The organism is Rheinheimera pacifica, from assembly GCF_900108485.1.
Classification (GTDB): Bacteria; Pseudomonadota; Gammaproteobacteria; order Enterobacterales; family Alteromonadaceae; genus Alishewanella; species Alishewanella pacifica.
In genome coordinates this window covers 135017-155855 of record NZ_FNXF01000007.1, presented here as the reverse complement: position 1 = coordinate 155855, position 20839 = coordinate 135017, and the positions used below count along the sequence as shown (strand labels likewise).

Annotated in this window: 16 protein-coding genes; 6 read left to right on the top strand and 10 right to left on the bottom strand. The window is 49.5% G+C overall.

Annotation, left to right across the window (positions count from 1 at the left end; translation table 11 throughout):
- Window positions 1–14 precede the first annotated feature (14 nt).
- From panC to dksA, 6 genes are all read right to left on the bottom strand, one after another.
- The gene (panC, locus tag BLW68_RS11175; protein WP_092793269.1) at window positions 15–857 is read right to left on the bottom strand and encodes a pantoate--beta-alanine ligase; all 843 of its coding nucleotides are present in this window, start codon (window positions 855–857) and stop codon (window positions 15–17) included.
- A gap of 5 nt (window positions 858–862) precedes the next feature.
- Window positions 863–1654: a 3-methyl-2-oxobutanoate hydroxymethyltransferase gene (gene panB / locus BLW68_RS11170; protein ID WP_092793267.1), complete on the bottom strand. Its 792-nt coding sequence runs from the start codon at window positions 1652–1654 to the stop codon at window positions 863–865.
- Window positions 1655–1707: 53 nt separating this feature from the next.
- Window positions 1708–2208, bottom strand: a complete 501-nt coding sequence (gene folK / locus BLW68_RS11165) for a 2-amino-4-hydroxy-6-hydroxymethyldihydropteridine diphosphokinase (RefSeq protein ID WP_092793266.1) — start codon at window positions 2206–2208, stop codon at window positions 1708–1710.
- Window positions 2205–3575: a polynucleotide adenylyltransferase PcnB gene (pcnB, locus tag BLW68_RS11160; RefSeq protein WP_245728320.1), complete on the bottom strand. Its 1371-nt coding sequence runs from the start codon at window positions 3573–3575 to the stop codon at window positions 2205–2207. Before pcnB ends, folK begins: the two co-directional genes overlap by 4 nt.
- Window positions 3576–3763: 188 nt before the next feature.
- Entirely contained in the window at window positions 3764–4657 is an 894-nt protein-coding gene (gene gluQRS / locus BLW68_RS11155; RefSeq protein WP_092793353.1) for a tRNA glutamyl-Q(34) synthetase GluQRS, read from the bottom strand.
- 13 nt (window positions 4658–4670) lie between these two features.
- Window positions 4671–5120 carry an RNA polymerase-binding protein DksA gene (dksA, locus tag BLW68_RS11150; RefSeq protein ID WP_008217905.1) on the bottom strand — a complete coding sequence of 150 codons (450 nt, stop codon included), beginning with the start codon at window positions 5118–5120 and terminating at the stop codon, window positions 4671–4673.
- Between the two features lie 265 nt (window positions 5121–5385).
- Between dksA and pepB the strand changes: the two genes are divergently transcribed.
- The 6 genes from pepB to BLW68_RS11120 all read left to right on the top strand — a co-directional run bounded on the left by pepB (window position 5386) and on the right by BLW68_RS11120 (window position 16143).
- Complete coding sequence (pepB, locus tag BLW68_RS11145; RefSeq protein WP_092793263.1) at window positions 5386–6675, top strand: aminopeptidase PepB; 1290 nt, start codon at window positions 5386–5388, stop codon at window positions 6673–6675.
- A 98-nt stretch (window positions 6676–6773) separates the two neighbouring features.
- Complete coding sequence (gene hrpB / locus BLW68_RS11140; protein ID WP_092793261.1) at window positions 6774–9218, top strand: ATP-dependent helicase HrpB; 2445 nt, start codon at window positions 6774–6776, stop codon at window positions 9216–9218.
- On the top strand, window positions 9215–11491 hold the full coding sequence (gene mrcB / locus BLW68_RS11135) for a penicillin-binding protein 1B (protein ID WP_092793259.1): 2277 nt from the start codon (window positions 9215–9217) through the stop codon (window positions 11489–11491). Before hrpB ends, mrcB begins: the two co-directional genes overlap by 4 nt.
- 6 nt (window positions 11492–11497) lie before the next feature.
- Window positions 11498–13675 (top strand): winged helix-turn-helix domain-containing protein, encoded by a 2178-nt coding sequence (locus BLW68_RS11130; RefSeq protein ID WP_143039950.1) that lies wholly within the window; start codon window positions 11498–11500, stop codon window positions 13673–13675.
- An 85-nt stretch (window positions 13676–13760) separates the two neighbouring features.
- Window positions 13761–13985, top strand: coding sequence for a hypothetical protein (locus BLW68_RS11125; protein ID WP_092793255.1), 225 nt, complete (start codon window positions 13761–13763; stop codon window positions 13983–13985).
- 82 nt (window positions 13986–14067) lie between these two features.
- Complete coding sequence (locus BLW68_RS11120; protein ID WP_092793253.1) at window positions 14068–16143, top strand: winged helix-turn-helix domain-containing protein; 2076 nt, start codon at window positions 14068–14070, stop codon at window positions 16141–16143.
- Here the strand turns inward: BLW68_RS11120 and hemL are convergent.
- From hemL to BLW68_RS11100, 4 genes are all read right to left on the bottom strand, one after another.
- The gene (gene hemL, locus BLW68_RS11115; RefSeq protein WP_092793251.1) at window positions 16140–17420 is read right to left on the bottom strand and encodes a glutamate-1-semialdehyde 2,1-aminomutase; all 1281 of its coding nucleotides are present in this window, start codon (window positions 17418–17420) and stop codon (window positions 16140–16142) included. The genes BLW68_RS11120 and hemL overlap by 4 nt on opposite strands.
- Before the next feature lie 43 nt (window positions 17421–17463).
- Entirely contained in the window at window positions 17464–18477 is a 1014-nt protein-coding gene (locus BLW68_RS11110) for an aspartate carbamoyltransferase (protein WP_092793250.1), read from the bottom strand.
- A 107-nt stretch (window positions 18478–18584) separates the two neighbouring features.
- Window positions 18585–19016 (bottom strand): CopD family protein, encoded by a 432-nt coding sequence (locus BLW68_RS11105; RefSeq protein WP_092793248.1) that lies wholly within the window; start codon window positions 19014–19016, stop codon window positions 18585–18587.
- Window positions 19013–20719 (bottom strand): chloride channel protein, encoded by a 1707-nt coding sequence (locus BLW68_RS11100; RefSeq protein ID WP_092793351.1) that lies wholly within the window; start codon window positions 20717–20719, stop codon window positions 19013–19015. Before BLW68_RS11100 ends, BLW68_RS11105 begins: the two co-directional genes overlap by 4 nt.
- Between the last annotated feature and the right edge of the window lie 120 nt (window positions 20720–20839).

Sequence of the window (20839 nt, the reverse complement as noted above, 5' to 3'; positions counted from 1 at the left end):
CAACAGCAAGTAACTCAGACTTCCAGGTTATCAATCAGCCGGGTGCTGCCCAGCCAGGCAGCAGCCAGAATCACTTTAGGCTGCTGTGCATCGGTTGCCAGCGTCAGATCGGTTTGATCAGAGATATCAATATAGTCCGGCGTAAAACCGGCAGCGGTCAGTTGTTGTTTAGTTTGCAACTCCAGGCTGCGGTAATCATGGTTACCGGCCAGGATTTGTGCGCGCAGTTGTTGTAACACTTGATACAGCTGTGGGGCTGTTGCTAATTGCTCCGGCGTTAAATAGCCATTGCGTGAGCTTAGCGCCAGGCCATTAGCTGCACGCTCTGTCGCTACACCTATAATGTCAATCGGTAAGGATAAATCGGTTACCATTTGGCGGATAATGGCCAGTTGCTGATAATCCTTCTGGCCAAAGCAGGCAATGTCCGGTTGCACCAGATTAAACAGCTTACAAACAATAGTCGACACACCACGGAAATGGCCGGCACGGCTGGCACCGCAGTGCAAATCGCCGAGCAGCGGCACTTCAACAAAGGTTTGCACGTCCAGGCCGCGCGGGTACATCATATCCGGCGTAGGGGTAAATACCGCATCGGCGCCATGGGCCGTCAGCCCGGCGCAATCAGCCTCCAGCGTACGCGGGTAGCTGTCGAGATCTTCATTTTTGCCAAACTGCATCGGGTTTACAAAGATGCTGACAATCACCCGGTCGGCGTGGCTTTTGGCAACATCAACCAGTTTTAAGTGGCCGTTATGCAGGTTGCCCATAGTGGGCACAAAAGCGATACGTTCGCCATTTTGCCGCCAGGCACTGATTTGTGCCCGCAGCGCAGCAATAGAGTTGAGTATTTTCATCGGGTTTAAAAACTGTGTTCGCTGGCAGGAAAAGTCTGGCTCTTTACTTCGCTGACATAAGCGGCAATAGCGCTTCTGATCTCGCCGGTTTGTGCCAGATAATTCTTGGAAAATTTCGGAATATAACCACTGCTGATGCCAAGTAAATCATGCATTACCAGCACCTGGCCATCGGTAACATTACCGGCGCCAATACCGATAACCGGAATGCTTAGCGCTTCGGTAATGCGTTTAGCTAAGGCGGTGGGAATGCATTCTAACACCAGCAACTGGGCGCCGGCGTCTTGCAGGGCTTTGGCTTGCGCCACCATGGCATCGGCGGCAGTATCGGTTTTACCCTGTACTTTATAACCACCAAAGATATGCACCGACTGCGGTGTTAAACCTAAATGGCCACATACCGGCACGCCGCGCTCGGTTAAAGCTTTTACGGTAGGCAGCAAAAAGTCGCCGCCTTCGAGTTTCACCATATTGGCACCAGCCTGCATCAGCGGTACTACGCTTTGCAACGCTTGCTCCAGGGTACCGTAGCTCATAAACGGCATATCGGCGATGACAAACGCATCCGGAGCACCGGCGCGCACAGCGCGGGTATGATAAGCAATGTCGTTAACGGTAACCGGCAATGTATCGCCGTGGCCTTGCAGTACCATACCTAAGGAGTCGCCAATCAGCAGTACCTCTACGCCTTGCTCGGCAAATAATTTCGCGAAGCTGGCATCATAGGCTGTCAGCATAGTGATCTTGTCGCTTTGCTGCTTCATTTTCTGTAATACGGCAGTGGTGATCTTAGCCATAATCTTCTCATCCGACCATTAACGCAGGACGCGCAAGATCGCACAAAGTGCGATCAGCTGCAACTGCTGTGAAGTTTTTGCAGGCCATTTTGCGATACCTGCGCCAGTAAAGAGGATAATACAGTACCGTCCGGCAGGTTAAGCTGGGGGGCAATTTCGTAAAGGGGATACAGTACAAACTCACGTACACGCAAACCATAGTGCGGCACGGTTAAGCGTTCAGTGGCGATAACCTGATTACCGTACAGCAGAATGTCTAAATCCAGTGTGCGTGGGCCCCAACGTTCGGCTTTACGTTTACGGCCCTGCTGCTGTTCTATCTGTTGCAGGGCATCCAGTAGCTGCTCTGGTGTTAATGTGGTGTCTATTGCGGCGACGGCATTAACGTAATCGGGTTGGTCTTGCGGCCCCATAGGTTTAGAGCCGTAAAGGCCGGATACCGCCACCAGCGTGCTTTGTGCCAGTTCCTTAAGTGCCTGCACAGCTTGTTGCAACTGCGCCACCGGCTGATCCAGATTAGCGCCTAAACCAATGTAACAGCGAAGCGGTGTCATTGTTCTGCCGTGGGTTTACGTTTATAGCTGCGACGGCGGCGCGGGCCTTTGTCGATGCCTTCTTTGCCCAGCTGGTTGATCAGTTGCAGCCGGTCAGCTTCGTCAGCAAACTGAAATCTTTCCCACCACAGCGCCAGCTCAACTAAACTGCCGCCTTCAGCTTCGGCGCGCAATTGCAGAAAGTCAAAGGCACCCCGAAACTTAGGCTGCTCCAGCAGTTTAAAAGCACGGCGCCCGGCGCGTTTGGTTAAACGGCTTTGCAGCGCCCAGATATCCCGCATCGACAGCGTAAAGCGCTTAGGGATAGCAATAGTGCGCTGAATATCGTCCAGCACTTCGGTCATGGCGATATTCATCGCATCAATTTCACTTAAACCGTCGGTTATCAGCATTTGGCTGCGCAGCTCTACCGGGTACCATAACAGGGCGGCAAAAATAAAGGCTGGTGTGACCGGTTTATCGGCGTCAACCCGCTCATCGGTGTTTTGCAGTGCTTTAGTAGCTAACTGAAACGCTTTGCCTTCCGGTTCCTGTTTTAATAGTTTATCCAGCTGCGGCAGCAGCTGTTTTAATACTTTGCTGTCGCGCATCAGCATAAAGTTATCAAAGGCTTTACCGGCCAGCAGCAGCTTTACCAACTCGTCAAATAAACGCGGTGGCGGAATATTTTTCAACAATACCGCCAGCTGTGCTATAGGTTCTGCACTGGCTGGAGCAATTTGCATATTCAGTTTGGTAGCAAAGCGGATCGCCCGCAAAATGCGCACCGGATCTTCACGATACCGTGTTTCCGGATCGCCGATCAGTTCAATTTTACGTGCGGCTATAGCCTGCATGCCGTTGGCGAAGTCATAAATGCAGAAATCATTTACCGAGTAATACAGCGCATTCACGGTAAAGTCGCGCCGCTCTGCATCTTCTTCAATGGTGCCGTACACGTTGTCACGCAGAATTTGGCCATGGTCGCTTAAACTGGCTGTTTTTAACTTAGGTGCGGTGTCGGCTTCGTCATCGGCGCCACTGTGGTGACCACGAAAGGTTGCAACTTCAATAACTTCACGGCCAAATACAACATGGGCTAAACGAAAACGGCGGCCAATCAGACGGCAGTTACGAAATACCTGTTTTACCTGCTCGGGTTTGGCATTGGTTACCACATCAAAATCTTTTGGTTTAAGGCCAAGCAATAAATCGCGGATACAACCGCCAACCAGATAAGCATCAAAACCAGCATCTTTAAGCCGGTACAGTACTTTAAGCGCATTGGGGCTGATGTCTTTACGTGAAATAGCATGCTGATCACGGCTTAAACGCTGCACGGCAGGTAACAGGCTGGCGCCTGGAGCCTGGCGTGGTGCTTGTTGCACTTTGCTTGCAGCTTTAGTTTTCTGGTTGTTTGCCTTAGTGGCCTTGCCGCCAAAAGTACGGCGGCAAAAATCTAACACTCGCGAAATAATGATAATTCTCCTGACTAAAGACAGCCCCGAGCTGCATTGTTTTAAAAACGGCTAATAATACCGCAGCCGAAGCGAAAAAAGAATTAAACCGGGCCGGCTTAACGAAATTCTGTGCTGCTTATTTCCATTTGCAGCGGCACTTTGGCAAGCTGCCAGTTATTAATGGCCCAGCTTAATTGTTCCGTAACCGGGGCTTGTTCTAACTCTGCCGGCGGCGGGTGGCCAAGAAAACGCAATACTTCACGCATTGCCTGTGCTTTGGGCCATTGGCTGATGGCGGCAGCGTGATTTTGTTTACTGAGTTTAAATCCCGGTTCCAGCACCGCCAGCGGCAAGTGGCCATATCCGGGCTGTACAGCACCTAGCAAGCTAAACAAGGCTTGTTGTCGTGGTGTCATCGGCAGTAAATCGGCGCCGCGGATCACTTCGGTGATACCCTGGTCGATATCATCCACTACTACCACCAGTTGATAAGCAAATAAGCCATCGCGGCGTTTAATAATATAATCTTCCTGTGCCAGTTGGCTTGTTATCTGCTGCGGGCCAAATAGCAGATCGGTAAAGTGGGTGCTGACATTGTGGCTGCGCAAACGCCAGGCCAGGTTGCTACTGTTTAAACTCTTTGTGGCACAGCGGTTGTCGTAAGTACCACCCATTGCACTGATTTGTTTGCGGCTGCACTGGCAGGCATAAATTAGCTGCCGCTGCTGTAACTGGTGGAAAATTTCATTGTAGCGCGCCAGGCGCTGGCTTTGATACAGGACCTCGCCATCCCACAGTAAACCAAATTGCTCCAGTGTGCGCAGAATATCACTGTCGATGCCTGGCACCATGCGAGGCGTATCGATATCTTCCATTCGTACCAGCCACTGGCCATGCTGGCTTTTTGCCTGCAGATAGCTGCCAACTGCAGCAATAAGAGAACCGAAATGAAGTGGGCCGGAAGGCGAGGGCGCAAACCGGCCGATATAAGCGGGGCTAACAATTGGCATCTTAGCGGGCATCTTAGCCGCCCAGTTGCTTTTCCTTAATTTCTGCTAAGGTTTTGCAATCGATACACATGTCAGCCGTTGGACGGGCTTCCAGGCGCTTAATACCAATTTCAATACCGCAGGTATCACAGTAACCAAAGTCTTCGTCTTCGATTTTCTGCAAAGTTTTTTCAATTTTCTTCAGCAGCTTACGCTCACGGTCACGGGCGCGCAGTTCTAAACTGAATTCTTCTTCCTGAGCGGCACGATCTACCGGATCCGGGAAGTTAGCAGCTTCATCTGCCATATGGTTCTTGGTGCGATCAACTTCTTCGCGCAGCTGCTGACGCCAGGCGTCGAGAATGCGGCGGAAATGTTCCAGTTGCTTCGGGTTCATGTACTCTTCCCCGACAGCTTCCTGATATGGCGCTACGCCTGCAAGGGCAAGTAAGCCCAGCGTTTTGGTAGTATTGCCTTCTGGCATAATCATCTCCTGTATAATGCCAAGCGAAAAAATATGGCGGCTATAGATAGCAGAATATTGCTGGCATCGCAATCAGATTTAAAAAGACGCGGAAGTATACAGACTGGCGGGCCTATCGTCATCTTATTTAATTTACGGCAATTTAACGCGCGCTTCAGCTTGGTACAGCAGCAAAATAACGAGCTTATGTTTCCACCGTAAAGCCTTGTGATACACTGATTAGCATCGCATTTAACGCAAAACAGCACTGAAAAAAGGGTGACAGATGACAGACGTTGTGCAAATTCAGCTACAGGCAGAAACGGTGGCAAGTAAATGGGGTAAAGCTTTACTTACCCCTACCGCAACTGGTTTTCAAATTCATTTTAATACCAAAGACGCACAGCGCAGTGTGCAAAAGGCGGCGCGCAGCTTAGATAATTTAGGCTTAACTCAGGTGCAGTTAACCGGTGACAACTGGACACTGGAACTGCAATGGGCATTTTATCAGGGCTTTTGCAGTGCAAAAAAACAAGGTGGCGTGCTGTTTAACAACGATGCCGCGCAGACTCAACTGGAGCAACTGGCACAGTGTTTTAGCTGGGCCAAACAACTGATAAACCAAACACCGGATGAACTATACCCCGAGCAACTGGCAAAACAGGCGGCAGCTTTTATTGCAGATATTGCCCCTAAAGGCACGGTTAACAGCCATATTTTGCTTGATGAGCAACTGTTAGAGCAAGGCTGGAATGGCTTGCATGCCGTAGGGCGTGGCAGTGCCCGCAAACCGGCAATGCTGGTGCTGGACTACAACCCGACAGGCCAGGCCGACGCGCCGGTCAGCGCTGCGCTGGTGGGTAAGGGTATTACCTTTGACAGCGGCGGTTACTCGATTAAAGCCACCGAAAGCATGCTGACAATGAAATGTGATATGGGTGGCGCCGCTACGGTAACGGCTGCGCTGGCACTGGCGATACTGCAGGGCCTGAATAAACGCGTACAGCTGATTTTATGCTGTGCGGAAAACCTGATCAGCAGTAACGCTTATAAACTGGGCGATATTATTACGTACAAAAACGGTACTACCGTTGAAATTGTAAACACCGACGCCGAAGGCCGCTTAGTATTGGCCGATGGCCTGATGTGCGCTGCACAAAGCGGTGCCGGGTTGATTATTGATGCTGCTACTTTAACCGGGGCAGCTATGACGGCGGTTGGCGCAGAATACAATGCATTGTTTGCATTGGATAAAGCTTTAGCGCAAAAAGCACTTAACTACGCAGAGCAAGTGCAGGAGCCTACCTGGCAGTTACCGCTGGAGCTGTGGCATCAGCAACAGTGTCCGTCAGCTTATGCCGATACGGCCAACAGTCGGCCGGTAAAAGGTGGGGGCGCTGGTGGTGCCAGCAACGCAGCCGGCTTTTTAAGCCGCTTTGTGCCTGATGAAGGCAAGGGCTGGTTGCACTTTGATTTAGCCGCTGCTTTTAATAACAACAACAATGCTTTTTGGGCCGCCGGTGCTACCGGGCAGGGCATTCGTACCATCAGTGCCACTTTACTTGGCGAAGCCTGAAGCCTAACTCAAAAGCTTAACCCGAAATCTTAACAAGTTTGGGGCGTCAGCCTAAAACAGGGTAAACTGACGCCAATAGGGTTTTTTCGGGTTAAGTTGTGTTACCTGTCGCTGATATTTTTCCGCAATTGCTGTCACTGTTACAGCAACATAATAAAGTGATTTTGTCGGCCCCGCCCGGGGCTGGCAAATCGACTTATCTGCCGTTTTATTTATTACAGCACCCCGATTTTGCCGGTAAAAAGCTATTAATGCTGGAGCCGCGTCGTTTAGCGGCCAAAAGTATCGCTGCGTATTTGGCGGCACAACTGGGTGAAGCTGTCGGCGAAACTGTAGGTTATCAAATTCGTCAGGAGCAAAAGCATGGCAGTAAAACGCGGTTGCTTATTGTTACTGAAGGCGTACTAACGCGCAAATTACAGCAAGACCCTGAACTGACAGCCGTGGATCTTTTACTGTTTGATGAATTTCATGAGCGTTCACTGCATGCGGATTTAGCACTGGCACTGTGCCTGGAAGTACAACAATTACGCCCTGAGCTGCAGTTATTAATTATGTCAGCTACATTGGATATGGCGCAACTGGCCGGCAAACTTAATGCACCGGTGTTGGCCAGTGAAGGCCGTAGTTATCCGGTAACGGTGGAGTATGCACTACCGGGTAGCCAACCGCTGGCGCAGCAAATTGCTGGTTTAGTGCAACAGGCGCTGAGTAAACACAATGGCAATATTCTGGTGTTTTTACCCGGTCAGGCTGAAATTAACCAAAGTGCCCAGCTGCTGGAGCAGCAAGGTTTAGCTGCCAATGTGCAACTGCACCGTTTATTAGGTAGCCTGACGTTGGCGCAACAGCAGGCAGCTATTGCAGCGCCGCCGGCAGGCTTACGCAAGGTGGTGCTATCAACTAATCTGGCCGAAACCAGTTTAACCATAGACGGCATTACCGTGGTAATAGATAGCGGCCTGTGCCGGCAAAGCCGGTTTAACCCGCGCCAGGGTTTAAGTGTGCTGGAAACCTGCGCTATTAGCCAGGCGGCAGCTACCCAGCGTGCCGGGCGTGCAGGACGCCTGTCCCCTGGCCATTGCTACCGGCTCGATACCGCAGAAAAATGGCAACGCCGGGCCCGGTTTGAAGCACCAGAGATCGAAGTAAGCGATTTAACCGCCCTGCGACTTGAAGTTGCGGCCTGGGGTTGTCAGGTAGACGATTTGCACTGGCTAACACCGCCACCGGCAGCAAATTTAGCGGTGGCAGAACAGTTATTACAACAGCTGGGTTTTATTGACAGCAAAGGTGTTATTACTGCCAGCGGCCGGCAAGCACATAAACTGGCTACGGATCCCAGATTAGCGGCCATGTTGCTGCATGCACAGCAACTGGAGTTACAGGGGCAGCGGCATGCATCGGCGCTGGCGTGCGTGCTGGCAGCAATACTTGAAGATACCCGAGTGCTACAGGGCGATATATACAGCCTGCTTGGCCGTGTTAAGCAGACGCTGGCGCAACAATGGCAGCAGGCGCAAAGTTTCGCCCGCTTGCTTGGTTGTCAGCTAAGCGAAGTGTTACCACTGGAATTAGTGCCGGTGCTGGCGTTGCGGGCTTTTCCCGATCGGCTGGCCAAACGCCGGGGCCAGGGGTACCAGTTAGCCAATGGCATTGGTGCCGTACTGCCGGACAATCACAGCCTTAGCGGCCAGCCCTGGCTGGTGGTATTGCATATGCAGCAGTTTGGCCGTGAAAACCGCATTTACCATGCCGTCAGTATCAGCCCGGATGGGGTGTTATCTGATTGGCAGGCTGAGCTTAACTGGCAAACGCAAACCTTCTGGGATGATAAAAGCGGAAGTTTTTTTACCGAACAACAACTGAAGTTTGGCCAGTGCTTACTGGCCGCCAAGCCCGCTGCCTTGCAGTTAACTGCAGAGCAAAAACAGCAGGCGTGGCAAAATTATATTGCCAGTAAAGGCCTGAATTGCCTGAACTGGACCGACACTGCATTACAACTGCGCGCAAGAGTCAGGTTACTGCAGCAACAGCAGAGCGATGCTGGCTGGCCGGACTTTTCTGACGACGCTTTACTGGCCACTTTACCCAATTGGCTGGGCAGTTATCTGGCACAAATCAGTAAAAGTACGGCTTTGGCGCAGATCCCACTGTATGACGCGCTGCTGCAATGTTTAAATTATCAGCAACAGCAGATATTGAACCAGTTATTACCCACGCACTGGCAGGCGCCCACTGGTTCAAGACTGAGTATTAATTACCTGGCCGAGGGTGGCCCCAGGCTTTCAGTGCGGGTTCAGGAAATGTATGGTCAGATGCAGTCGCCAACGTTATTGCAGGGCAAAATAAATATCACAGTAGAGCTGTTGTCACCCTCCAGACAACCCCTACAGGTAACGCAGAATTTAGCCAGTTTCTGGCAAAATGCCTGGCAGGAGGCCAGAAAAGAAATGCGCGGACGCTACCCGAAACATTATTGGCCGGAAGATCCGGCGCAGGCCATGCCGACAACGAAAACTAAAAAGGCGATGTTACGATGAGCAGTAAAAAAGACAGCCCCAGGCGCAGCAATAAAAAGCGTGCTGTGCCCGGCGTGCTGCATGCAGTCTGGTGGCATAAGCCATTGTGGCTGCTGGCTAAAGTGGCGTTGTTGCTGTTAGTGCTGCTGGCTTTTTATTTTCTGTATCTGGATAGCAAAATAAGTAAAAAGTTTAGTGGCCAGAAGTGGCAGGTGCCTGCACAAATTTATGCCAAGAGTGTAGATCTTTATCCCGGTAAAATTCTGACACAACAGCAATTTATTCAGCAGCTAAACTCGTTACAGTACCAGCGTAACCCCGCATTATCTGCAGCCGGGCAATACAGCGTATCACGCAATCATGTTTCAGTTTACCGGCGCCCCTTTATGTATGTTGAAGGCTATGAGGCGGCTCAGCTGTTTAGTGTCGAATTTAACCGTGGTGGTATTAACCGTATCACCCAGCGCCAGCAAAAAGAAGCGCTGAATTTTGCCCGGCTCGAACCTCAACTGATTGACCATCTGGTGTCGGCACAACAGGAAGACCGTGAACTGGTGCAACTGCAGCAAGTGCCTGAAATATTCAAAGATACCTTGCTATTGGTTGAAGACCGCGACTTTTATCACCACCATGGGGTGTCACCGCTGGCAGTACTCAGAGCGTTGTGGGTAAATATAACCGCCGGGCGCACTGTGCAGGGGGGATCAACGCTGACACAGCAATTGGCAAAGAATATGTACCTTAACAGCGATCGCACCTTGTGGCGTAAGGTCAACGAGGCAATGATCGCGCTGGTGCTGGATTATCGCTTTAACAAAGACCAAATCCTTGAAGCCTATCTGAATGAAGTTTTTGTCGGGCAAAATCATGCCAATGCCGTGCACGGCGTTGGCCTGGGGAGCCGGTTTTACTTTGGCAAGCCGCTGACCGAGTTAACGGCGGCAGAATACGCCTTGATGATCGGCATTTTAAAAGGGCCGTCGTACTTTGATCCCCGCCGTTTCCCGGCAAGGGCTAAAGAGCGGCGTGATCTGGTATTGCGGTTGATGTTTGAACAAAAATTTCTTGACCGTAAGCAATACGAGCAGGCGGTAGAGCAGCCGATAGCTGTGATTTCGCGTAACCAGTATATGAATACCGGTTTTGCTTCCTATCTGGATGCGGTTAAAAAAGAACTGCGCCAGTTAAGTATTGATGAGCAATATCAGGACAAAGGCATCAAAGTATTTACGTACCTTGATATTCAGGCTCAGGCAGCGATTGAGCAAGCCGTTAGCAGCCAGCTTGCTCCGTTGGACCCGGAATTACAGGCAGCCGCTGTAGTAGTGGACTACCGGCAGGCAGAAATTAACGCTATGGTGGGCAGTAAAGTGGCGGTGCAGGGCGGTTTTAACCGGGCTACTGATGCCAGGCGGCAGATTGGCAGTATTGTCAAGCCGGTTATTTTTCTTGAGGCCTTAGCTCAGCGTGGCCGCTACACATTAGCTACCCCACTGGATGACAGCCCGATCCGCTTACGTAGTAATGATCAGGATTGGCAGCCACAGAATTTTGATAAAAAGTTCAGAGGTCAGGTAAGTTTACTGGATGCGCTGGTTAATTCATTAAATATTCCCACAGTAAGGCTGGGGCTGCAGCTTGGCCTGCCTGCTGTCAGTGACGGTTTACGTAAGCTGGGATTAAACCGCAGAGTAAAACTGCATCCGGCTGCATTGTTGGGGGCGATAGAGCTAAGCCCACTGGAAGTGACGCAGTTGTACCAGACGCTGGCCAACAACGGCATGCATCAGCAGCTTAGCACTTTATATGCTGTAACTGATGCAAACGGCCACCCGTTGCATCTGCGTGAGCACCGACTAACCCGGCGCTACAATGAACAAGAAGTGTATTTATTACAATATGCGCTAATCCAGGCGGCAAAAACAGGTACGGCACGTGCGCTGAGCAGTGCTTTCCCCGGCGAGATTTTAGCTGGCAAAACAGGTACATCAAGCGATTACCGGGACAGCTGGTTTAGTGGCTTTGATCAACAAACACTGATGACAGTATGGTTAGGTCGTGATGATAATAAAGCTATAGGCTTAACCGGTGCCAGCGGAGCATTAAATGTTTTTAGCCGGTATTTTACGCTGCAAGGCGTGAATTCATTGCTCAGAGCCATGCCTGAACAGGTATCTTTACAGGCATTCTCAGCAAAAACTGGCTATCCGCAGCCACAAAATTGCCTTAACGTATTGTTATTACCTGCGATTTCAGTTGAAATGCCATTACCAACAGAATGTATAGAAGAATAACAACGATTGTCTGAACCTATGGCGATAAAACCAAACCAGCTGTTACAGGTTGGTGAATGGCAGTATATACCTGAGCAGGACAAACTGATGAAGTTTGATGCTGAGGGTAGGCTGAGTATTACCGCAGATTTAGATAACCTGTGTCAGAAGGTAGCTAACTACTTTATTGTCAACGCAGGCAAGCTGGTTACAAAAGATGAGCTGCTGCTGGATGTATGGGGTATACGCGACGTATCTGACGGCAGGGTAACCCGCGTTATCAGGGTATTAAGGGTCGCGCTGGGGGATGACACCCGTGAACCCCGTTATATTGAAACCATTCCTAAACGCGGTTATCGCTTTATCGCGCCGGTATCTGAAATTGTGCCTCTGGCCGTTAAAGAAGATACTGAACCGGTGCTTACTCCGGCACATAGCGATAGCACGCCGTTAAGATCAAACCCCTTACTGGTTAGCGTGTTTGCTCTGGTTACTGTGCTGATTATGGCGCTTACCTGGTGGCTATGGCCTGCAGATAACACGGCAACTGATGATACCTCCAGCACTATTCCTATGTGGCGTTACACACCTATCACCGCACTGGACGGGCTGGAGTTTTACCACAATGTATCAGCGGACGAACGGTATCTGGTGTATAGCTACGCGGCGCCTGATGCTAACGTTGTTTCTGTACTGATGCTGCAGGATTTGCAGGAGCATAAAAGGGCACAGTTAACTGATAAATCGTACAATAGCTTCGGTGCAGTATTTAGCCCTGACGGGACTAAGATTGCTTACCAGCGGTACTATCAGAATGAGAAATGCGAAATCCGCCTTATGTCGCTTAGCGCAGATAAAATGCAGGTGCTGGATGATAATTTACTAAAGTATTGTGGAGAAAAATCGGTATCGATCAGAATTAGCTGGTCACCTGATGGCCGCTATATTGTTTACCCTAATATGGATGATGTTAAAAAGCAGATGGTTTTGCAAATGACCTCGACTGATAACACCATATCAGAAGTGCTTACGGTGCCGCCTTCAAGTAGTTTTGGTGATTATGCCGCGCGTTTTTCCCGCGCCGGAGATCAACTGGTATTCCTTAGGGAAGCTGCGGGTTCTGCACAAATCTGGTTGCTTAATCTAGCAGATAGATCAACACGGTTATTAACAAAAGTGCCTGATACCTTTCCAGGCAATGTCGACTGGGACTTAACGGACAGCTCTATTATCTACCCTTCGGCATCCAATGCACTTGGCAGAGTGTGGCTGGATAAAGGCGAGCCCACCATTCTGGCTTACACAGATGCTTACGCCAGTGAATTGCAAGTTACAACCTCAGGGAAAATAGTTGCGTCAATTGGCAATTTCTCCAGAATAAACCCTAAAAAAGTATCAAATCGCATAACGAATAATGAAACTCACAATGAACCGGTATTCAGCTCTAACCGGAATGAAACTTTTGTTGAAGCTAATCCAGTAGAAGATGGCCCAACTGCCGTTGTGTCAAGGCGTTCAGGCTCGCAGCAGGTATGGTTGTTTTATCATGACGGCAGTCAGAAACAGCTAACAAACTTTAGCGATGCGCAGCGTATTCGCAGTTTAATGTTTTCACCAAATGGCAGCCGGCTTATGGTGCAGTTAAATGATGAAATTTGGCTGTTTGATATTGAGGGCAATCCGCTGAAAATAGCGGGCGAGAAGGATGCTGTACTGGCCTTTCCCAGTTGGTCCAAAGATGGTAAATCGTTGTTTTACTCTGAAGCCCGGCAAGGACGCTGGCAGGTTATACAACGTGATATCAATGATCTTGGCAAACGGGAGGTTTTTGCTAATGACAAAGAGTATTACTACGAAAGTTATTACGCTGACTATGCATTCTGGCGTAGCAGCAGAGATAAACAATTTTACATACAGCGGGCTGGTGAGCAGCCGCAAAAATTGAAAATTGAATTACCAGAAACGCAAGTTATGCTGAGATTTGAGCTGCGAAAAACAGGTATTTATTACTCTTATCTTGTTGACGAGCTAAATTATCGCTTAAGTTATCTGGATTTCGCTGCTGATGACATTACTAATGTGCTGGAGCCGATCCAGTTTGGCCGCTTTAGCATCAGTGCTGATGAAAAATTTATTTTTATGCTGGAATATGATTTTGGCGATATGGATATTGCGGTAATTGAGAACGACGTCGACGTTTTATAAAAAATTTATCTGAAAGTCATCGAGTTATAACGAGTTGATGCTCCTATGGTTGGTTTGTAAGCCAATGATAACTCAGGAGCTGGAAATGAAAACTACACTTACAATTATGTTCGTTGCTTTGTTGGGCACTGCAGGTTTTGCTGTGAAAAAAGCTAATCTCATGGATACCTCGAGTGCAAATGATCAGCTACTTTATGCCTGTGTTTACTACCCGCTTTGTACTATCCCGGACTTTTACTCGCCGGTGGAAACAAAAGGTAGTAAAGATAAAACTCAAGACACCAGCAGTGATAAATTAAAACTGTCATAAGCGTTCCTCAATTAACAACGCTAAACATTTCTTATAGTTAAGGTATAATCCGCCCAGACAATCAATTGTCGGGCGGACCTTAATGTCAAATCTTGACCCCGTGGTACAAATTGGAAACTGGTATTATCAGGTGATCTATGGTCAGCTGTGGCCGGTTGATGCCACTAGTGCAGACGATATGGTCCGGCTGGAACCGCGCTTACATAGCCTGCTTAATTACTTTTTACTGCACCCCGGTATTTTGTTGGCCAAAGATACACTGATTGAAAAAGTCTGGCCTGCAGATGAAGGTACTGATGCTGCCGTTATGCGTGCTGTCGGAGCATTGCGTAAAGTACTTGGCGACGATGTGCGGGCGCCAAGCTATATAGAGACAGCATCAAAAAAAGGTTATCGCTGGCTGGCGACTATTACACCGGCCAAGTTGCAGGATATTGCCGCTGTCAGCGCAGAGGGTGTTAGTGTTAACGCAGTAGCGGCTGACATGGGGCCTGATATAAAACCGCGTGCTGCCTGGCGCTTTATTGCTGGTACTGCGACAGCGGTGATTATTGGCTGTGCCAGCCTGGCATATGTGCTGGCGACCTATACCTCAGCGCCGTTGATAAAATTACCTGATACCATTACCCCCATTAGTGCGTTAAGCGGGCAGGAATACTGGCCGGTATTAACACCTGGTGGTTCGCATGTGTTGTATCAGCATAAAGCTGTGGATAGTACCTTATTTAACTGGAGCTTGCAGAACCTGACAGACCTCAGGGTTGAGCACATGCCACAAAAATACCGCCAGTTGTCCCAGGCGCTGTGGCTGGATGCTGAGCATATCATCTTCCGAGCCGAAAACATCGATGGTGGTTGCTACTTTTATCGTCAACATATAAAACCGGCAATAAAACCTGAGCTACTTTGGCCTTGTCAGAAAGTGCTGCCTCAGGGCGCCGCTGTGTGGCAGCAAAAGCTGCTGTGGCTGGATATCGATGCTGATACAAATCAGCTACAGCTGTGGAGTGCTTTGCCCGGAAAGGCCGCTGAGCTGTTGTTGTCACAGCACAATCGCTGGCGCGATATTTCGTATATGTTAATTCGTAATGACAGCTTGTACGTTGTTGCCCAGCAGACGGCCAATCAGTCAGTTTTGCTGCAGTTAACATTGCCGGACGGTAAGTTTGAGAAGTTACTGGATTTTCCTTATGTTATTACTCAGTTTAGCTGGTGGGATGAGCGGCAACTGTTGTTATCTGCCGGGCAGCAGGAGTTACAGATTGTTTCGTTAAAATCAAATAGCAGCCAGGGTTTGGGGCCAATGACACGGGAGCTGACTCAGGCATCACGTTACCCGGGGCAGGTGCTGGCAACACAGTATTTAGATTACACCACCGATATCCTCCGGGTGGCTGATAGTCCGGAAATAAGCGGTGGGGTAAAGTTACTGCCATGGCATGTCAGTAACCGCAGTGAACGTTTACTGGCAATAAGTGACACCGGCCGGGCGGCTTTTGTATCAGAACGTGCCGGACATAGCCAAGTCTGGCTGGCGCAGGAGCGGGATAGCACTCAAATCACCCGTTTTACTGAGCAACAACATGTACAACAACTGCTATGGCACCAACAGCAATTACTGGTATTAATTAACGCCAGCCTGTATCAGCTTGACCTGGCATCAGGCCAGTTACAACGGTATCACGATGTAACATCGCCAGGACGTTACGCCAGTTGCCACGGCACGTTGTACTGGACAGCCCTGACAGCAGATGGCTGGGTGCTGATGAGCGAAAAAAGCAACAAGCCAGACTGGATTATGGCCGGTGTTACAGATGTACGTTGTGGCCCGCAGCAGAGCTTAGTGCTGCAGTTTGCTAATACTGCAAACCTGGCTTTATTAACGCCGGCACATGAGCTAATCAACTTACCGGTACAAATTGATTGGCGTAGTAGCAGTGGTGAACAATGGTTTACTGACAATACGGGGATTTACTGGCTGGTAGATAACAATACCGCTGTTTATCATTTTGACTGGTTGTCACAGCAAGCGAATGCGTTACTGATCACTGAGCAGGAAATGCCGGTGGCAATTTACAGCAATGGCAATGGCCTTGGCTATATCGTACGGCAACGGCCGTACGATACCGATATTGTCTGGTTGCAAAACCGCCGTTAAAGCTGTTTAAAGCTCTGCTCTGCTGCCGTTATGGTGTGCGCCAGGTCAGCGTCACTGTGCGCCAGCGATAAAAAGCCGGCTTCATAAGCTGAAGGGGCCAGATAAATACCCTGCTGTAGCATCAGGTGGAAGAAGCGTTTAAAGGCCTCGGTATCACACTGCGTTGCCTGGGCAAAGTTTGTCACTGTGGTTTCTGTGGTGAAGAACAAACCAAACATACCACCCACCTGATTGGTCGTCAGCGGCACGCCATGTTTTGCGGCGGCTGCGCTGATGCCATTAATCAGCTGAGTCGTTTTAGCCGTTAAGGCCTCATAAACGCCAGGCTTACTGATCTCGGTCAAAGCTGCCAGGCCTGCCGCCATAGCAATAGGGTTGCCGGATAAAGTGCCTGCCTGATACACCGCCCCCAGCGGCGCTATATGCTGCATAATGTCGCGCTTGCCACCAAAGGCGCCTACCGGCATGCCGCCACCGATAATTTTACCTAAAGTGGTTAAATCCGGCGTTACGTTATACACCGCCTGGGCGCCGCCCAGTGCCACGCGAAAGCCGGTCATCACTTCGTCGAATATCAGCACTGCGCCGTATTGATCACACAGTTGGCGCAGGCCTTGTAAAAAGCCGGGGGCAGGTGGAATACAGTTCATATTGCCGGCTACCGGCTCGACAATAATACAGGCGATATCGTCGCCGTGCTGCGCAAATAACTGTGCTAACTGCGGCAGGTTGTTAAATTCGCTGGTTAACGTGTATTTGGCAAAATCTGCCGGTACGCCAGGCGAGTTTGGTACGCCAAGTGTCAGTGCACCTGAACCGGCTTTTACCAGCAGCGAGTCAGCATGGCCATGGTAGCAGCCTTCAAATTTAACAATGGTATTACGGCCGGTATAACCACGCGCTAAGCGAATGGCGCTCATCGTAGCTTCTGTGCCGGAGCTAACCATCCGCAGCATTTCCATTGATGGCACCAGTTTGCTTACCAGCTCAGCCATGGTTACCTCAGCCGGGCAGGGCGCGCCAAAACTTAAACCTTTGGCGGCAGCTTCAATAACGGCATTACGGATGGCCGGATGGTTATGGCCCAACAGCATTGGCCCCCAGGAGCCGATATAATCGATATAACGTTTGCCATCAACATCAAACAGGTAAGCACCGTCGGCGCGGTCAATAAATACTGGTGTACCACCAACGCTTTTAAATGCGCGCACCGGTGAGTTTACACCGCCAGGGATAGTGTGCTGGGCACGTTGGAACAGTTCTGCAGATAAAGACATAAATCAGTTTCCGATAAATAAATTGAAACAGCTACACGCTGTATTAGCCACTGTGCTTGTTGCTATACCAGGGCACAGCGCATTCGTAATTGGTAATAATTCCTTCAACGCCCAGCGTTAAGGCAAATAAGGCCATTCGTACCAGAATGCCATTATCTGCCTGGCGGAAGATAGCAAGATTGGGGTTCAGGTTTAAGTCGTTGTCCAACTCGTTAGCTTCAATGCGCGAGTCACGCGGCAGCGGGTGCATAATTACGGTGTTGGATTTACAGTAGCGGGTGTAAATTTCCTGGTTTAAACGAAATTTGCCACGGTATAAATTGGCTTCTGTTTTTGACGGAAAGCGCTCTTCCTGAATACGGGTCTGGTAGACAATATCGGCATTCAGGTTGCCCTCAAGCACATCGGTAATATTCACCTGATGGCCGGCATTTTCAATGGCGCTGACAATGTCGTCCGGCATGGCCAGCTCTTTGGGCGAAATAAGCGTAAAACGCAGATTTTTATACAGCTTTAACAGCTTGGATAATGAGTGCACGGTGCGGCCGAATTTTAAGTCACCTACCATAGCGATATGCATACCATCAATGCTTTGGCCTGACGACGACAGCTCGCGCTCAATTGTGAATAAGTCCAGCAGTGCCTGAGTGGGATGCTCGTTGGCTCCATCTCCGCCATTTAATACCGGCACGCGGCTGCCAAGGGCAAATTCTGCAACAGAGCCGGCTTGCGGATGGCGCATAGCAATAACATCGCTGTAGCTGCTAATGACTCTGGCTGTATCAAATAACGATTCGCCTTTAGATAACGCTGACGATTCCATACCGGTAGTCTCACGTACTTCACCACCGAGCAAATTAAACGCGCAGCCAAAACTAACCCGGGTACGTGTGCTGGGTTCAAAGAACAGGTTACCTAAAATAGCGCCTTCAAGTACCTTGGTGCGTTTTTGCCGGCTGGCATAAGGCTGCATGTTGCGGGCTATCTGAAAAACGTGCTGAATGGTGTCACGGTCAAACTGGCTTACCGAGAGGATGTGTTCGCCTTTAAAGCTCATAGTCAGTGCTCTTTTCACTAAGAATTAACCCGGGCCGGAACTGGCCCGGAACCGGCAGTAAACGGCGGCATTATACGCGAAAACACCGGCTAAAAGCGAATACGCCACTACATAGGTTTTAAGTACGCCAGCAGGATAATAGCCAGTAAAACCAGCACCGGAACTTCGTTAAAAATACGGTAAAACCGGGGGCTGCGCCGGTTACGGTTGTGTTTAAAATCTGCCAGTAATTTAAAACAATAAGCGTGATACCCATACAGTAACATCACCAACGGCAGTTTATAGTGCAGCCAGTGGCTGGCTTTAAACCAAGCTGCGCCGTAACTGTGAATAAGCAGTAAGCCAAACACTAGTGTAAGCAAGGCAAAAGGTGTGACAAAATAGAGTAAGCGCCGCTCCATCACTTTAAATTCGGCGTCGCAGTCCGGGCTTGTTGTGCCGGCGTGGTAAACAAATAAACGTGGCAGATAAAAGATACCGGCAAACCAGGCAACCATAAAAAACACGTGTAAGGCTTTGTATACAAGTATAAGCATCATAATAAATTGTTCTGTTTTACCAATAAACTGCGCACCTGATCCCAGCGGATAATGCCTATCAGCTGTTGTGGTTCTTCTTCGCGATAAATATACACTGCGCCTTCGCGCTTATCTTCCAAAATGGCAAACACCTCGGCCATAGTAGCCTGATGCGTTAAGCCCTGTAACGGCAAGTACTGCACAGCGCTGGCACCTGTCATAGACAGCTGAACATCATAGCTTGCCAGCAAAAACGTGCTCTGAGCGCCCGTATCCCGTTTTACCAGCAATTGATGCGGCGGTTCCAGCTTATCCAGGGCCTGCAGCACGTGTTGCTCGTCCGGGTTGTCGAGCAACTGATACTGATTATCCAACAGTGCCAGTACGCCTACTTTTTGCAGCACGTCGTCAGCCGGAGACAGCTTATAAGGCATTTGTAAAAAGTCGAGCTGCAGCAAAAAAATAGATTTGTTATTAAAAAACTGTACACCGGTAATATAAGCCGTGGTTATGACCACCATGGCGGGCACAATAATGCCAGGGTTATGCGCCAGCTCCATCACGGCTACCAAGGCAGCAAGTGGCGCATGCATAGTGGCGGCCATCAGCCCGGCCATACCCAGTACCGCATAAGTACCGGCAATACTGTTGTCACCGATAATGGCAGACGGAATAATCGCCAGTAAAGTACCCAATACAATACCGATACCAAATATCGGGCCAATCACACCACCGGGCACACCCAGGCCTAAAGCGAACAAGGTTAGCAGCATTTTGCCGACAAAAATGGTCAGCAACAGGGTTACGTCATTCGGCGCATTTACAGCGTAGTAAATAGCGCCGGTTTCAGAGCCCATCGCATGCGGAATAACATAACCCACTGCCGCAGTAAGCGCGCCTGCGAGACATAACCGCAGGATCAAAGGCCAGTTTTTAAACAGCTTTATCAGGCGCATCATGTTTTTGTTAAATACAAAGGCGATAGCGCCGAACACAATGCCGCACAGCACCAGATAGGGTATATGCCAACTGCTGATAGAAACAATATTCAGTAGTGCCAGCTCTCTGCCACTGCCAAACACCGTTTGCGTTACCAGAGCGCCCACCACAGAAGACAACATAATAGGAATAAACACATGCACGCGGTATTCACGTAGCACTACTTCCATGACAAAAATCACTGCTGCCAGTGGGGTATTAAACGAAGCGGAAATGCCAGCGGCGATACCACAGCCTGCCAGAATACGAATGCTGTTATAAGGCAATTGCAGATATTTACCCAGGGTGCTGGCACCATAAGCACCTAAATGCACAGAGGGGCCTTCACGACCCACAGAAAAACCACCGGCCAGTGCCAATATGCCGCCAAAAAACTGGTTCAGGGTATTACGGGTTGGCATCATGCCGTATTTTAGCTTTATCCGATGGATAACAAAGGGAATACCAAGACGGTAATGTTTATAGCCGGTGAGCCAGGCGATAAGGCCGATTAATACTGCAGCACCAAGTGGTAGCATCCAGCGAATATCTGTACCAACAGTTGAAAAGTCGTCAGTACGATCTAAAAAAAAGCTTTGCAGGCCAATAATAGCTAAACGGAATAAAATAATCAGAATGGACGCCGCCAGCCCTCCTAGCATACCCAACACACAGAGTTGCAGTGAGGTTTGCGGTAATGCCAAACGACGTTGTAAAGACGGAAGCCAGATCTGCCAGCGCTGCATAAGCCATAACACCCGTAATAGTTAATACAGAGTTTATCATAAGTTGCTGAGAAATCAGCTTAATTATCGAAGACGATAACTAATCTGCGCTGAACGGGGCTAATACTTGAATAAATTAGT

Bases quoted from the DNA above. Each gene is read 5' to 3' on its own strand.
- panC (WP_092793269.1), bottom strand. From the start codon at position 857: ATGAAAATACTCAACTCTATTGCTGCGCTGCGGGCACAAATCAGTGCC.
- panB (WP_092793267.1), bottom strand. From the start codon at position 1,654: ATGGCTAAGATCACCACTGCCGTATTACAGAAAATGAAGCAGCAAAGC.
- folK (WP_092793266.1), bottom strand. From the start codon at position 2,208: ATGACACCGCTTCGCTGTTACATTGGTTTAGGCGCTAATCTGGATCAG.
- gluQRS (WP_092793353.1), bottom strand. From the start codon at position 4,657: ATGCCAATTGTTAGCCCCGCTTATATCGGCCGGTTTGCGCCCTCGCCT.
- dksA (WP_008217905.1), bottom strand. From the start codon at position 5,120: ATGCCAGAAGGCAATACTACCAAAACGCTGGGCTTACTTGCCCTTGCA.
- pepB (WP_092793263.1), top strand. From the start codon at position 5,386: ATGACAGACGTTGTGCAAATTCAGCTACAGGCAGAAACGGTGGCAAGT.
- mrcB (WP_092793259.1), top strand. From the start codon at position 9,215: ATGAGCAGTAAAAAAGACAGCCCCAGGCGCAGCAATAAAAAGCGTGCT.
- BLW68_RS11125 (WP_092793255.1), top strand. From the start codon at position 13,761: ATGAAAACTACACTTACAATTATGTTCGTTGCTTTGTTGGGCACTGCA.
- BLW68_RS11120 (WP_092793253.1), top strand. From the start codon at position 14,068: ATGTCAAATCTTGACCCCGTGGTACAAATTGGAAACTGGTATTATCAG.
- hemL (WP_092793251.1), bottom strand. From the start codon at position 17,420: ATGTCTTTATCTGCAGAACTGTTCCAACGTGCCCAGCACACTATCCCT.
- BLW68_RS11110 (WP_092793250.1), bottom strand. From the start codon at position 18,477: ATGAGCTTTAAAGGCGAACACATCCTCTCGGTAAGCCAGTTTGACCGT.
- BLW68_RS11105 (WP_092793248.1), bottom strand. From the start codon at position 19,016: ATGATGCTTATACTTGTATACAAAGCCTTACACGTGTTTTTTATGGTT.
- BLW68_RS11100 (WP_092793351.1), bottom strand. From the start codon at position 20,719: ATGCAGCGCTGGCAGATCTGGCTTCCGTCTTTACAACGTCGTTTGGCA.